General features: G+C 67.0%; 13 protein-coding genes. 8 read left to right on the forward strand and 5 right to left on the reverse strand.

Going from position 1 to position 12619, the window contains the following annotated elements:
* A complete protein-coding gene (locus MCBMB27_RS26120; protein WP_043386249.1) occupies positions 1-774 on the reverse strand; it encodes an ABC transporter substrate-binding protein in 774 nt (257 codons plus the stop codon).
* Positions 775-918: 144 nt separating this feature from the next.
* On the opposite strand from MCBMB27_RS26120, the gene MCBMB27_RS26125 reads away from it, so the two are divergent.
* The gene (locus tag MCBMB27_RS26125; RefSeq protein ID WP_236952833.1) at positions 919-1536 is read left to right on the forward strand and encodes a helix-turn-helix domain-containing protein; all 618 of its coding nucleotides are present in this window, start codon (positions 919-921) and stop codon (positions 1534-1536) included.
* 60 nt (positions 1537-1596) lie between these two features.
* On the opposite strand, the gene MCBMB27_RS26130 is transcribed toward MCBMB27_RS26125, so the two are convergent.
* Genes MCBMB27_RS26130 through MCBMB27_RS26140 form a run of 3 tightly spaced genes read right to left on the reverse strand, consistent with a single transcriptional unit; the run spans position 1597 to position 4144 of the window.
* Positions 1597-2889 (reverse strand): TadE/TadG family type IV pilus assembly protein, encoded by a 1293-nt coding sequence (locus tag MCBMB27_RS26130; RefSeq protein WP_051976201.1) that lies wholly within the window; start codon positions 2887-2889, stop codon positions 1597-1599.
* 38 nt (positions 2890-2927) lie between these two features.
* Entirely contained in the window at positions 2928-3542 is a 615-nt protein-coding gene (locus MCBMB27_RS26135) for a TadE/TadG family type IV pilus assembly protein (protein ID WP_043386279.1), read from the reverse strand.
* On the reverse strand, positions 3542-4144 hold the full coding sequence (locus MCBMB27_RS26140; RefSeq protein WP_091955289.1) for a TadE/TadG family type IV pilus assembly protein: 603 nt from the start codon (positions 4142-4144) through the stop codon (positions 3542-3544). Before MCBMB27_RS26140 ends, MCBMB27_RS26135 begins: the two co-directional genes overlap by 1 nt.
* A 515-nt stretch (positions 4145-4659) precedes the next feature.
* Here MCBMB27_RS26140 and MCBMB27_RS26145 point away from each other — a divergent pair.
* The gene (locus MCBMB27_RS26145; protein WP_236952834.1) at positions 4660-5145 is read left to right on the forward strand and encodes a protein phosphatase CheZ; all 486 of its coding nucleotides are present in this window, start codon (positions 4660-4662) and stop codon (positions 5143-5145) included.
* Positions 5146-5167: 22 nt separating this feature from the next.
* The gene (locus tag MCBMB27_RS26150; protein ID WP_075381641.1) at positions 5168-6244 is read left to right on the forward strand and encodes an HD-GYP domain-containing protein; all 1077 of its coding nucleotides are present in this window, start codon (positions 5168-5170) and stop codon (positions 6242-6244) included.
* Between the two features lie 124 nt (positions 6245-6368).
* On the opposite strand, the gene MCBMB27_RS26155 is transcribed toward MCBMB27_RS26150, so the two are convergent.
* Positions 6369-7712 carry a dicarboxylate/amino acid:cation symporter gene (locus MCBMB27_RS26155; protein ID WP_043346633.1) on the reverse strand — a complete coding sequence of 448 codons (1344 nt, stop codon included), beginning with the start codon at positions 7710-7712 and terminating at the stop codon, positions 6369-6371.
* Here MCBMB27_RS26155 and MCBMB27_RS29830 point away from each other — a divergent pair.
* From MCBMB27_RS29830 to MCBMB27_RS26175, 5 genes are all read left to right on the forward strand, one after another.
* Complete coding sequence (locus MCBMB27_RS29830) at positions 7697-8011, forward strand: hypothetical protein (RefSeq protein ID WP_139231633.1); 315 nt, start codon at positions 7697-7699, stop codon at positions 8009-8011. The two genes, MCBMB27_RS26155 and MCBMB27_RS29830, sit on opposite strands and share 16 nt — an antisense overlap.
* On the forward strand, positions 8008-9891 hold the full coding sequence (locus MCBMB27_RS26160; RefSeq protein WP_075381642.1) for an ATP-binding protein: 1884 nt from the start codon (positions 8008-8010) through the stop codon (positions 9889-9891). Before MCBMB27_RS29830 ends, MCBMB27_RS26160 begins: the two co-directional genes overlap by 4 nt.
* Positions 9888-11243, forward strand: coding sequence for a sigma-54-dependent transcriptional regulator (locus tag MCBMB27_RS26165; protein WP_075381643.1), 1356 nt, complete (start codon positions 9888-9890; stop codon positions 11241-11243). The genes MCBMB27_RS26160 and MCBMB27_RS26165 overlap by 4 nt, the downstream gene beginning before the upstream one ends.
* Positions 11244-11389: 146 nt before the next feature.
* On the forward strand, positions 11390-11626 hold the full coding sequence (locus MCBMB27_RS26170; protein ID WP_043346619.1) for a DUF6894 family protein: 237 nt from the start codon (positions 11390-11392) through the stop codon (positions 11624-11626).
* A gap of 604 nt (positions 11627-12230) precedes the next feature.
* Positions 12231-12473 (forward strand): hypothetical protein, encoded by a 243-nt coding sequence (locus MCBMB27_RS26175; protein ID WP_236952835.1) that lies wholly within the window; start codon positions 12231-12233, stop codon positions 12471-12473.
* The last annotated feature ends 146 nt before the right edge of the window (positions 12474-12619 follow it).

Consider the following 12619-nt stretch of genomic DNA (forward strand, 5'->3'; position numbering starts at 1 on the left):
TCAGGACCGGTCGGCCGATGGCGGCAGGCCCCATTTGGTGAGAATCGCCTGGAGCGTCCCGTCGGCCTTCAGCTTGGCGAGCGCCTTGTCGATCTTGGCCAGCAAGTCCGCGTCGGTCTTGCGGACGCTGAGGCCCACCGAGGCCACCACGGTCGGCTTGAAGGTCTCGACCAGGCGGACGCCGGGGAACGCTCCCTGCTTCACGTAGTAGGCCAGGATCGGCGCATCGGCGAAGCCGGCCTTCAGCCGTCCGGAGTTCACGTCCCGAATGATGTCGGGGATCGTATCGTAGATCTTCACCTCGCCGAACAGGCCGGATTTCTTCAGCGGCTCGACGAAGGCGGTGCCGACCTGGGCGCCCACGGTCTCGCCCTTCAGGTCAGCGAAGGACATGTAATCCTTCGTGTCGGCCTTCGGGACGATCAGCCCCTCACCGTAGCTGTAGACCGGCGCCGAGAACGCCACGACTTCCTTGCGCTGCGGCGTGATGAACATCGCCGCCGAGATGATGTCGATCTTCGAGGCGGTGAGCGCCGGGATCAGCGTCGAGAATTGCAGCGGCTCGACCGCCACGGTGAAGCCCGCCTCTTTGCCGACCGCGTTGACGAGGTCGACCATCACGCCCTGGATGGTGTTCGTCTTGGTGTCCAGGAAGGTGAACGGCAGGCCTGTCGGCGTCGCACCGACCTTCAGGGATTGGGCGCCGACCGCGCTCCCCAGGATTCCCAGGAGCAGCGTCGACGACAGACACAGCCCGGCCAACCGTCTTCTCATCCTGCCGCTCCCATCATGACCGGATTGCGCGACCAGAGCAGCCGCCCGATTTCATTCTCGTGAAGAATACCGCACGTTTCCAATATCGACGCAAGGGACTTTCACGTGCATGAAGAGACACGCGAGAGGCAGGTTGGTGCGACGGTGAGCATTCCCCAAGGCGACGCAACGGGTCCGGAACCGGTCGACCGGGCCGTGGGTCAGCGCCTGCGCGGCCTCCGGCGCGCCAGGGGGCTCTCCCTCGAGGCGATCGCATCCAGCACCGGTCTCTCGATCGGGTTCATCAGTCAGGTCGAACGGGGTCTGTCGTCGCCCTCGCTCCGGGTCCTGGCGCTCCTCGCGGACACGCTGCAGATCGGTATCGGCGGCCTCTTCGAGCCCAGCCCGCACGAGCCCGATCCGGACCCGATCGTGGTGTTCCGGAAGGACCGGCCGGAACTTCAGCTCTGGCGGGCCGGCATCACCAAGCAGTTGCTGACCCCGCCCGGCGGCACGCACGGGATGAGCCTCTTCCACATGGTGCTGAGGCCGGGGGCGAGCACCGGCGACGAGCCGTTCAGCCACGAGGGCGAGGAGGCCGGCCTCGTTCTGGAGGGGCGCCTGACCCTGGTCGTCGAGGCGCGGACCCTTCAACTCGCGGAAGGCGACAGCTTCCGCTTCGAGAGCCGGCGACCACACCGGTTCAGCAATCCCGACCCGCATGGCCAAACCATCGTGCTGTGGGTCAATGTCCTCGGACCGACGCCGGCCGGATCGCCTTAGCGGAACGCAGGGCCACCGACAGGCAGGGCCATGCCGGCCCCCGGAGTGACCGGAACCCGTTCAGTTGCTGATCCGGACGGATGCCACCGCGGTGGAGAACAGCTTGAGCATGGCGGCGGTGATGTCACCCCCGGACGCAACGGGGAAGTACAGCCCGTCCGACGCGCAGGACCGCAGCGCCGGCCCGATCTGGCCCTCATAGGGTCTGACGTACCGATTGTAGAAGTCGTTGTCGTAGATCGGCAGGTATTGCGTATAGATGATGCCGATTCGCACGTTCTTGCTCTTCAGCGCATTGCATGTCGATGGGCTGAAAGGGCCGATGAAGCGGTCGCTCTGGATTTGAAAGCCGGCGCTCTGGTTCGTGACGCTGCCACCGGTATCCTCGACCCCGTCGGTGACCAGGAACAGAAAGCGGATCGGAGAGGACGCCGTGATGCCGGTCCCGCTCGCCGGGATCGTGGTATTCATGACCGCGATGGCGCGCTCGAAATCCGTCTGGTTGTCCGACTGGTTGTAATACGCGTACGCGATGTCGATGTTCGGCGCCGCAGCCTTGATCTGGCTCAGGGTCGGCGTCATCGCCTGGAGCCGGGTCTGCGTCGTGGAATCGTTGAACGTCCACATTTCCATTTGATACTGCTGCGACAGCGACATGCTTGCGTTCGCCTGATCGACCAAGGCCGACACGGCGTCACGCAGGACCTGAATGCGCAGCTTGATGTTGTTCTTCAGCGCCACGTGATAAAAGTCGGTCTGGCTATCCCCTGTGATACGACCTTTATTGTCGTAGGTGTGCTGATGACACGCGAAGGCACAGCCGCCCGTCGCGATCTTCATGTTGGCGACATCGGTGTCAGTCGCCGCCAGCCCCATCGACGGCGAATTGTCGAGCAGCAGGTAGAAGTTGATATATTGGAACATGTTGCGGGTGCTGGACGAGCTCCCGTTGATGTTCATGACCGGCACCTGCATCAACGATGAGATCGTCGTCTTCACCGTGGCCGTATAGCTCGCTGCCAGGCTGAGTGTGGCCGAGTTGCTGACGGGTGTTCCCGGGTTGAAGGAGGTCACGGTGACGCCCGGAACCTTGGCGGCCTCCGCTCGGAACTGCGTCTCCATGTTCAGCAGGCTGGTCGATGAGATCGAATTCGTCTTCTGCGAGATCACCGCGAGGACGGCGCCGTCGAGGGCCGCGTCGAGCTGTGCCTTGGCGGCGTTGCGTCGACCGTAATCCACCGCCGCCCCCGTGGCGAACAGCACCGGCAGCATCACGAGGGCGAAGGTGATCGCGACCTGGCCGGATCGCGAGCGCGCACACGTGCGGACGCAGCGCGTGAGGAGGCGGCTCATTCCGGCTGGAACAGCGGACACGTTGGGCCCCCGTCGCGCTAGTTGAAGATCGGGCAAGCCACGCCGCCCGGCATGATGATCTCGCTCGCGGTGCGCTCCGACCACGGGATCTGCCGCGTGAAGGTCAGGCCGCGGTTGCCGAAGATCCAGCGGTAGAGGGCGCTGCCGATGATCGGCGTATAGGTCATCGTCACTTCACCGAGGATGTAGCGGGCGCCGTCGAACTGATAGACGGCCGGCGTCTGGGGCAACCCGTTGGTCCCGTTGCGCTGCTGCGCCGGCCGCTTGGTCGCGTTCTGGGCCCAGCTGGAGCAGACCCCGCCATAGAGCGTGCCTGAGACCGACTCCACACCCATGGCGTTGACGACGATCTGCAGATTCGAGGCATCGAGGGGACGCAGGATCGCGGTCGCGGCGCCCGCGATCGTCGCCATGGCTTCGACCGTCGGACTCGGATTGTCCGCGCGTCCCGACAGATCACTCAGCGTGCGCGCGAACAGCGTCAGCTTGCGGTTCGCGTCGACCAGGCGCGTGAGTTCCGCGGTGGCAAAATACAGGATGATGAGGAGGGGCAACACGAACGCGAACTCGACCGCGGCGATCCCGCGCTCGTCGCATCGGTAGCGCGCGAGACGTTCCAGAATCCGGCGCATCAGGAGCACACGGACTGGGTTGTGTACGGTTCGACCTTGAAGACCGTCGCCGCCTGAATCACCCGACGCCTGTTGGGCAGGCTCGGCGTCGCCGCACCGAGCAGCGGGAAGAAGATCGGGACGTCCACGGCCGCCTGCACGATCACGATCGCGGAGGCGCCCGCGCAGGAATAGCTGGGGAAGCTCGCGTTCCAGTCGCTGGCGCCGCTGGCATTGGTCGCCACGGGCGAGACCGGGTTGGCGGCCGCGTAGCTGCTGGCCTGCGTGACGCTGACCCGGACATTGGCGCAGTTGAAGATCGTCACCCGCGGGGTGCCGTTCGACTGCGTGCAGATCGCCGTCCGGAACCGGCTCATCAGGGTCGCAGGATCGGTGGTGCCGGTGTTCGCGGTCTGAAAGGAGCCCGTATAGATCTGCCGGCCAGCATCGGACACTGCCTGCTGGAGGATCTCCTGCTCCCAGAAGACGATCCCGTTCTCCAGGCAGGCCCCGATCAGCGCGAAGAACGGAAGAGCCACGAGGGCGAACTCCACGGCAGTCGCACCCCCGCGCGCCCGCACGAAGCGCGCCGCCTGCGCTCGCCCATCAAGCCAGCGAACCACCGTTCGGACTTCCGTGCTCAATACCCAGCCTTCGACCGGACCACGCCGCTAAAAGAGCATCAAAAGCTTACTTTTTTTTCGCGCAGCATTGTTCAAAATCGATCCATTCGGAATGCTGTCACTTAACATGCAATTGCAAATTTAACCGTCACGTCCACCTCAAGTTGAAAGAACTGGCAGAGATTCCTTGAGTCTTGCGACGGCGCCCTGGATGGCCGCCGCTTGTCAGACCAGCAGACCACCGTTGCACGCCTCCGAACATCAGGCTGGAGGGGGCTACGGGCATCGAATTGACCGATCGACCGGCTCGAAGTACGAAATCATGAAATCTTTAAGTCATCAATCGTACGATACGCTGACGACACACGGAAACAATCGGCATTAAGCCCAGCTTAAGACATGGCCGATAGTTTCGGCGCCTAAATTAAAGCGCATGGTGATCGTCGATCATGGCCCGTGCTGTACCGGACGTCGTTTCCATAGAAGAGGGTGTCGGGCTCCTGCGGAGCCAGCTCGTGTCGATCTCGGACGCGATCGCGCGGACGCGCCAGGAAATCGCAGACCTTCGACAGGAGCAGGAGACCAGTCGCGCCTGCGACGAGCTCCACGCCGTCGTACAAGGCACGGAAGACGCCACGAACGCGATTCTGACGGCGTCGGAGACCGTCGATGGGCTGGCCCGCGGGATCGTGAGGCGTTCGGAACACCCTGCGACCCGGGCCGACGCGGAGGCCATTCAGGCCGAGATGCAAACCATCTTCGAGGCGTGCAACTTCCAGGATCTGACCGGGCAGCGGATCTCGAAGGTCGTGCGCACGATCGTTCTCGTGGAGGAGCGGATCGGCGAGATGCTGCGCGTCTGGTCGGCGTCCGGCGATGGCCCGGCACGGCCCAACTTGCCGCACGACAGACGCAGCGGCGAAGCGGCCCTGCTGAATGGCCCCGTGCTACCCGGCGACGCCTCGGTCTCGCAGGACACGGTTGACGCAATGTTCCCGTAGGCCGCGATCAGAGAGCGTGCCGATGGGCCGTATCCTTCTGATCACGGACGATCCCGTACGCAGCCTGGGCTTGCAGGGGGACCTGTCCGATGGTCTGTCTTGCGAGATCCACGACCTCCGCGCCGCGGCGGCGCCGGTCGGCACACCGACCGCGATCGTCACCGACGTCCTCGATCTCGGTACGGCATCCGTCGAACGTCTGCGGCGCCTCCTGGTGCAGATCCGGCACGGGGTCCCCCTGGTCGTCCTGTTGCCGACCGAGAGCCCGCGCACCCGGCTCGTCGGCGTCGCGCTCGGTGCGACGCACACGCTGTGCGCCCCCATCGACATCGATCACCTGCGGGATCGGCTCGGCGCGCAGCGGCCGCCGTCACCCGTCGCGGCGCATGTCGAGGAGCCGGTGCCCGCCTGCGCGGTCCGGATGGCGGCAGAGGTGCGCGGGTTCTACGCATCGGTCTTCGTGGCGGAGCAGCCGATCACACCCGCTGTCATCGACAACGGCACCCAGGCCATCGACGTCGCGATCCGGGATACGGGGATCCGCGACTGGATCCGGGCGGTGCGCCAATTCGACGATGCCACGCACCAGCACTGCCTGCTGGTGGCCGGGCTGGCGGCCGCCTTCGCGACAAGTCTCGGCCTCGGCGTGCAGGAGCGTCACCGGGTCACCAAAGCGGCCCTGCTGCACGATGTCGGCAAGATCCACATCCCTGCCGCCATCCTCAACAAGCCGGGCCGGCTCGACGACACCGAGATGGCCGTGATGCGGCTGCATCCCGAAAAGGGATACAGCATGCTCGCCGAGCAGGGCTTCGAGCAGCAGATGCTTCTGGTGGTCCGGTCGCATCACGAAATGCTCGACGGTTCGGGCTATCCGGACCGGCTCAAGGGACGTGACATCCCCGACCTCGTCCGGCTCGTCACCGTCTGCGACATCCACGCGGCCCTGATCGAGCAGAGGCCCTATAGAGCGCCCATGGCGAGCGAGGCGGCATACGCGATTCTGGAAGGCATGGCCGGCCGGCTCGATCCTGCGATCGTCGGCGCGTTCCGGCCGGTCGTCGCCGCCTTCGCACCCCAGGCCCTCGCGCAGGGCTGACGGCCGTGGATCGGCCCTTGGAGTCCCGGGACAGCCGCCCGCCGGTCTGCGCGGGCTGATCGCATATCGCTTGTCTAGGATGTGGCCGTCGCGAGCCGCACCCGCGGCCCGCGACGGCCGCGGCTCACTCGGCGGCCTGCAGGGCCGGCGTGTGGCCGGCCGGTCGGGTGGTTTGGCCGGCAAGGGCCGCCGCGAGCTTGTCCTCGTCGACCTCGTTCTCCCAGCGCGCCACCACGATGCAGGCCACGGCGTTGCCGATGAAGTTCGTGAGCGCCCGGCACTCGGACATGAAGCGGTCCACGCCCAGGATCAGCGCCATCCCGACCACCGGCACGGAGGGCACCACCGCCAGCGTCGCCGCCAGCGTGATGAAGCCCGAGCCGGTCACGCCCGCCGCGCCCTTGGAGGACAGCATGGCCACGAGGAGCAGAAGGGCCTGTTCGCCGAAGCTCAGGGGCGTATCGGTCGCCTGGGCGATGAACAGGGCCGCCATCGTCATGTAGATGTTGGTGCCGTCGAGGTTGAACGAGTAGCCCGTGGGCACGACGAGGCCGACGACCGGCTTGGAGCAGCCGGCCCGCTCCATCTTCTCCAGCAGCGAGGGAAGCGCCGACTCGGACGAGGACGTGCCGAGCACGAGGAGCAGCTCCTCCTTGATGTAGCGGATGAGCCGGATGATCGAGAAGCCGTTGTAGCGGGCCACCGCCCCGAGCACGACCAGCACGAAGATCGTCGAGGTCAGGTAGAACGCGCCGACGAGATAGGCGAGGTTGGCGAGCGAGCTGATGCCGTACTTGCCGATCGTGAAGGCCATCGCGCCGAAGGCGCCCACGGGGGCGACCTTCATGATGATGTTGACGACGCCGAAGATGGCCTCGGACAGCACCTTGATGATGTCCAGGACCGGCTTGCCGCGGTCGCCCAGGAAGGCGAGGCCGAAGCCGAACAGCACCGAGAAGAACAGCACCTGCAGGATCTCGCCGCCCGCGAAGGCGCCGACCGCCGTCGTGGGGATGATGTTCATCAGGAAGTCGACGATGCTCTGCTCCTTCGCCTTGCCGGCGTAGGTGGCGATCGCCTTCGGATCGAGCGACTTCGGGTCGATGTGCAGGCCGTTGCCCGGCTGGAGCACGTTGGCGACGATGAGGCCGACGATCAGTGCCAGCGTCGAGAACGTCAGGAAGTAGATCAGCGCCTTGCCGCCGACGCGTCCGACCTTCTCCAGGTTGGTCATGCCGGCGATGCCGGAGACGACGGTGAGAAAGATGACCGGGGCGATGATCATCTTGACGAGCTTGATGAAGGCGTCGCCGAGCGGCTTCATCTCGGCACCGAGCTGCGGATAGAAGTGGCCGAGCAGGATGCCGATCGCGACGGCGACCAGGACCTGGAAGTACAGCGTCCGGTACAGCGGCTTCGGTTTGGCGGGCGGATGCGGGGCGGTGAGTGGTGATGGCACGGCAGCCATGGGGCGTTCTCCCTGTCGATAGCTTCGGTTTGGGCGGCTGGCGTCGAAATGGTCCGACGCTGTCCGCGCTTGCTCTTGGCCGTTTGGCTAGCAGCCGTTCACTGACGACATGGCTGCGTTACGTGGCGGGAATGGCAACCGGCATGCCATCGAAAGGCGGCGAGTTGCATTTCATCATTTCATTGAAAGGAAACGGTTTTTTACGGCCGTGGTGCAACCGCCTGATCGGTTCTCTTGCGGATTTCCGCACGCCTCGGGCCGAAGCGTTCCGGCTTTCCGCACGGGTTGGAGCCCGTTGATCCGCTCGGCGGCACCCGAAAGCGGAGCCCGGACGCCGGACGGAACGCCGTCGCGGCGGGGTCTCGCGATTCTTCTCGGGCTCTGCGCAGTCCTGGCGGCGACGTGGCTCGCAGGCCGCACCGCAGAACGCTGGGCCCTGTCGGATCTGCGGCGGGCCGCCCGCTCGGCCATCGGGCTTCAGGTCGGCGTGCTGCTGGCCGAGATGCAGAAGCAGGCCTCGCTGCCGCTTGCACTCGCCACCGACCCCGAAGTCGTCGCCGCACTCGGGCCGGATCCGGACCGCGGCCTTCTGGATCGCGTCGACAAACGGCTCGCACAAATCGCAGCCGCCACCGGCTCGGCTGTCATCTACGTGATCGGCGCCGATGGGCTCACGGTCGCAGCCAGCAATGCCGGGAGCGACCGCAGCTTCGTGGGACAGGATTACGGTTTCCGTCCCTATTTCAAGCAGGCCCTGGCCGGCGGCGCCGGATCGCAATTCGCCCTCGGCACGGTCAGCAGCCGGCCCGGCCTGTACCTCGCGCGGCGCGTCGGCACTGGCGCCGGGGTCGTCGTGGTGAAGGTGGAGTTCGACGCGGTCGAGGCGGCGTGGCGCGCGGCCCACGAGGTGACCTTCGTCACTGATGCCCGGGGCATCGTCCTCGTCACCAGCGAGCCGGGGTGGCGCTTCGATACCCTCGACGCCATCGATGCCGCCGAGCGTGCCCGGATCGAGGCGGGGCAGGAATTCGGGGCGGCGTCCCTCAAGCGGCTGCCGCTGCATCCGATCGCCGGCAAGCCGGACGCCGTCCGCGTCGCCCGGGGGGCACTGCCGGCCTGGACCGCGATCCTGTCGCAGGCCCCCGTGCCCGGCACGGACTGGCGGTTGTTTACGCTGACACCGGTCGGCACCGCCGTCGAGCGCGAGCGGCTTCAGGCCTGGATCATCGCGGCGCTGGCCACGGCGCTCGTCGGGTATGGGCTCTTCGCCCTGGCCGACCGCGGCCGCCGGACGCGGACCCGGCTGGCGGAGGCCGCTGCGCGCCGGGCGGAGCTTGAAACCCGGGTCGAGGCGCGGACACGCGCGCTGCGCGAGACCAACGCGCAGTTGCGCGCCGAGATCGCGGAGCGGCAGCGCGGCGAGGCCGAACGCGAGCGCCTCGGCCGCGAATTGGCGCAGGCCGGCCGGCTGGCGGCCCTGGGCCAGTTCGCGGCCAGCATGGCGCACGAGATCAACCAGCCGTTGGCGGCGATCCGCTCCTACGCCGACAACACCGCGATCCTCATCCGCCGCGGGCGATCCGACGACGCGGCCGAGAACGCGGCCGCCATCGGCCGGCTCACCGACCGCATCGCGGGCCTCACCCGGCAGCTCAAGGGCTTCGCCCGCCGCGCCTCGCCGCGACGCGAGCCGGTGGTGCTGCGCGACGTGGTGGCAAACGCCTTGGAACTCGTGACTGCGCGCGCGGCGGCCCTCCACGTCCCGCTCGCGGCAGACCGGCCCGACCCGGATCTGCGCGTGCTCGGAGACGGTCCGCGGCTGGAGCAGGTTCTGGTCAATCTGCTCCAAAACGCCCTCGACGCGGTGGCGGGCCGACCGGACGCCCGCGTCGGCCTGCACCTTCGCTCCGACGGTGGCGAGCGCATCGCGGTCGAAGTGGCCGATACCGGGCCCGGCATTCCCGACGCCCTACGCAGCCAGGTCTTCGACGCGTTCTTCACGACCAAGGCGGATGGCCTCGGTCTGGGTCTCGCCATCGCCCGTGGGATCGTGGAGGATTGCGGCGGCAACCTGATCCTGGCGGGCGGCGCGGACGCCGGCACGGTCTTCCGGATGGAGCTGCTCCGGGCGACGGAGAAGAGTCCGGGCGTGGACAAGCCCTTGGGAGCAACACCGTGAGCGGATCGGCGGACGCGGAGGCGGCGACCGAGCGCGTCGTCTTCATCGACGACGAGGCGGAGGTTCGCCGGGCCAATTGCCAAAGCCTGGAACTGGAGGGATTTGCCGTCGAGGCCTTCGCCGCCGCAGAGGCGGCTCTGGCGGCGATTCTGGCCGCGCCTCCCGGCGTGGTGGTCACCGACGTGCGGCTGCCCGGACTCGACGGCGTCGGCCTGCTGGCGCGCCTGTGCCGGGTGGATCCGGATCTGCCTGTCATCCTGATCACCGGCCACGGCGACATCCGCATGGCTGTGGCCGCCATGCAGGGCGGCGCCTACGACTTCCTGGCCAAGCCCTATCCCGCGGAAGCGCTCGTCGCCTCCGTGCGCCGGGCGCTGGAGCGGCGGCGGCTCGTGATGGAGAACCGGGCGCTGCGGGCGCGGCTCGACGCGGCGGTCGAGGAGGATCCGGCGTTCCTCGGGATCTCCCCGGAGATCGCGAACCTGCGTGCCCTCGTGCGCGAGGTGGCGCAGGCCGATGTCGATGTGCTCGTCTTCGGTGAGACGGGATCCGGCAAGGAGGTGGTGGCGAGCGCCCTGCACCGCTGGAGCCGGCGCTCCGGGCGGAATCTCGTGGCGATGAATTGCGGGGCGCTGCCGGACAGCGTCGTCGAGAGCGAATTGTTCGGCCACGAGGCCGGGGCCTTCACCGGGGCGCTGAAGCGCCGGATCGGTCGGATCGAGCACGCACAGGGTGGAACGCTCTTCCTCGACGAGATCGAGAGCATGCCGCTGCCGCTGCAGGTCAAGCTGCTTCGGGTGCTTCAGGAGCGCACCGTGGAACCGCTGGGCACGAACGAGGTGCGGCCAGTCGACATGCGGGTCGTCGCTGCCACGAAGGTGGATCTCGGGCAGGCGGCCGCTCAGGGCACCTTCCGGGACGACCTCTATCACCGCCTCAACGTCATCACGATCGCGATCCCGCCCCTGCGCGACCGGGGCGAGGACGTGATGCTGCTCTTCCAGCACTTCCTGCGCCGCGCCGCCGAGCGGTTCGGACGGCCGGTGCCGCCGGTCACGCCGTCCATCCGCGATCATCTGCGCCGTCACCCCTGGCCGGGCAATGTCCGCGAACTCGGCCATTTCGCCGAGCGTTGCGCCCTCGGGCTCGGAGCCGTGCCGCAATCCGCCACTGAGGCGGCGGCCGGCAGCCTCACCGATCAGGTGGATCGTTTCGAGCGGCAGTTGATCCGCGACGAGTTGATCATGGCCGGCGGCGATGTCCGGGCCGCCGCCGAGGCGCTCGGACTGCCCCGCAAGACGCTTTACGACAAGATGGCGCGTCACGGCCTGACGCCGGGCGACTTTCGCTAGCGGCGCCCGTTCGACCTGTTGCCCGGACCGTAGGGCGCGACCGACGCGTGTGGCGCCGCGGTCCGGGCAAGCTGCCGAAAAGGGGTAAGCGGACAAGTGCGGAAACGGGTTAGCGTGGCGGACGGATCAGCCTCGCCGAGCCGCCTATGCCGCGTTATTTCATCGATCTGCACGACGGAACCGACATCGTCCGCGACAGAGACGGCTACGACCTGCCGAGCCTTGAGGCCGCCCGGTCTCAGGCCGTGAAGATCATGACACGTATCGCGCAAGGATTCTCCGACGCGCCCGGCCGGCAGGACTACATGGCGGCTGTCCGCGACGAGATGGGGGTGGTGCGGATGCGCCTGCGCGTATCGCTCGATGCGGACCCCGTCGGCTGACGCCAAGGCAGCCACTGCGGGCGTACGCGGTCAGAAGCGCCCCGACGCAATACCGGTAATTCGGACCGGGCCGAGGGAGAGGCGACTGCAGGGCCGCTGCATGGGCAGCGGATGCCCCAACGCCAGAGGACTATCTTTATCGCGCTCGAAGGCGCAGAGTGAGACCATCATCGGATCGACTGATCCAGGCGCCGGTGACTGAGGGCCTGCGCCCCCGCCTGCAATGGACAGGCGTGCTTGGCAAACATCCCGTCAGTTTCAGGACGGTTCCGCTCTCATCAGGTGCGCCAAGCCTATCGGCTGCATCGGCCTGCATCCGAAGGTGAGGTGCTGACGCTTCGTTCCTATACCGGGTACGGCGCGCATGACGGCCCAACGGAGATTCGACCGCTTGCCATCCGGCCGTCCGACAGATCCCGGAGCCGGTCCTATCCTGCCTCCGAACGTGACGCGGAGCGCGATCATGGCAACCGAATCGAGCCGCGGATCCAGCGAGTCAAAGAAAGCGGAAGAGCCGCGGGTGGCCGTCAACAGGGCGGCTCCGTCGATTGTGGGCCTCGCCGAGCCCCGCAATCGTGGCTGACACGATGGCGGAAATCGGGAGATGACAATCGTGGTCGAGCCGTACTCAGCACCGCCTTGCCCGGTGATGCAAAGATTGATCAGGATGGTTGCACGTTCATCGCAGCTGCCTGGTCTTCAGGAGCGTGGGTGGCTGATCGATCAGCTCACGGACCTCGAAGCCGAAGGTATTGCCGCAGATGCGCATCGGCGCACCCTGGACGCGATCCGGGCGACGCGGCTGAAGCTCCGCATCGAGAGCCTTTTACCGATGGCTTCGGCCTAGAACAGGCACTGATCTATCCGCAGACGGTCGCATGCGCGGCCATTCAGGACTGCTCTTCGAGCGCCCGTCGAACCGGGGAGGGCGGATACCGAGCCGGATACCCGGATCCGCGAGACGACGCGACAGCACCGAGCATCGCTCAACGG

Source organism: Methylobacterium phyllosphaerae (assembly GCF_001936175.1).
Classification (GTDB): Bacteria; Pseudomonadota; Alphaproteobacteria; order Rhizobiales; family Beijerinckiaceae; genus Methylobacterium; species Methylobacterium fujisawaense.

Excerpts from the sequence above, each read along its gene's own strand:
- MCBMB27_RS26175 (WP_236952835.1), top strand. The coding sequence starts at position 12,231 with ATGACAATCGTGGTCGAGCCGTACTCAGCACCGCCTTGCCCGGTGATG.
- MCBMB27_RS26155 (WP_043346633.1), bottom strand. The coding sequence starts at position 7,712 with ATGGCTGCCGTGCCATCACCACTCACCGCCCCGCATCCGCCCGCCAAA.
- MCBMB27_RS26130 (WP_051976201.1), bottom strand. The coding sequence starts at position 2,889 with ATGAGCCGCCTCCTCACGCGCTGCGTCCGCACGTGTGCGCGCTCGCGA.
- MCBMB27_RS29830 (WP_139231633.1), top strand. The coding sequence starts at position 7,697 with ATGGCACGGCAGCCATGGGGCGTTCTCCCTGTCGATAGCTTCGGTTTG.
- MCBMB27_RS26170 (WP_043346619.1), top strand. The coding sequence starts at position 11,390 with ATGCCGCGTTATTTCATCGATCTGCACGACGGAACCGACATCGTCCGC.
- MCBMB27_RS26150 (WP_075381641.1), top strand. The coding sequence starts at position 5,168 with ATGGGCCGTATCCTTCTGATCACGGACGATCCCGTACGCAGCCTGGGC.
- MCBMB27_RS26120 (WP_043386249.1), bottom strand. The coding sequence starts at position 774 with ATGAGAAGACGGTTGGCCGGGCTGTGTCTGTCGTCGACGCTGCTCCTG.
- MCBMB27_RS26135 (WP_043386279.1), bottom strand. The coding sequence starts at position 3,542 with ATGCGCCGGATTCTGGAACGTCTCGCGCGCTACCGATGCGACGAGCGC.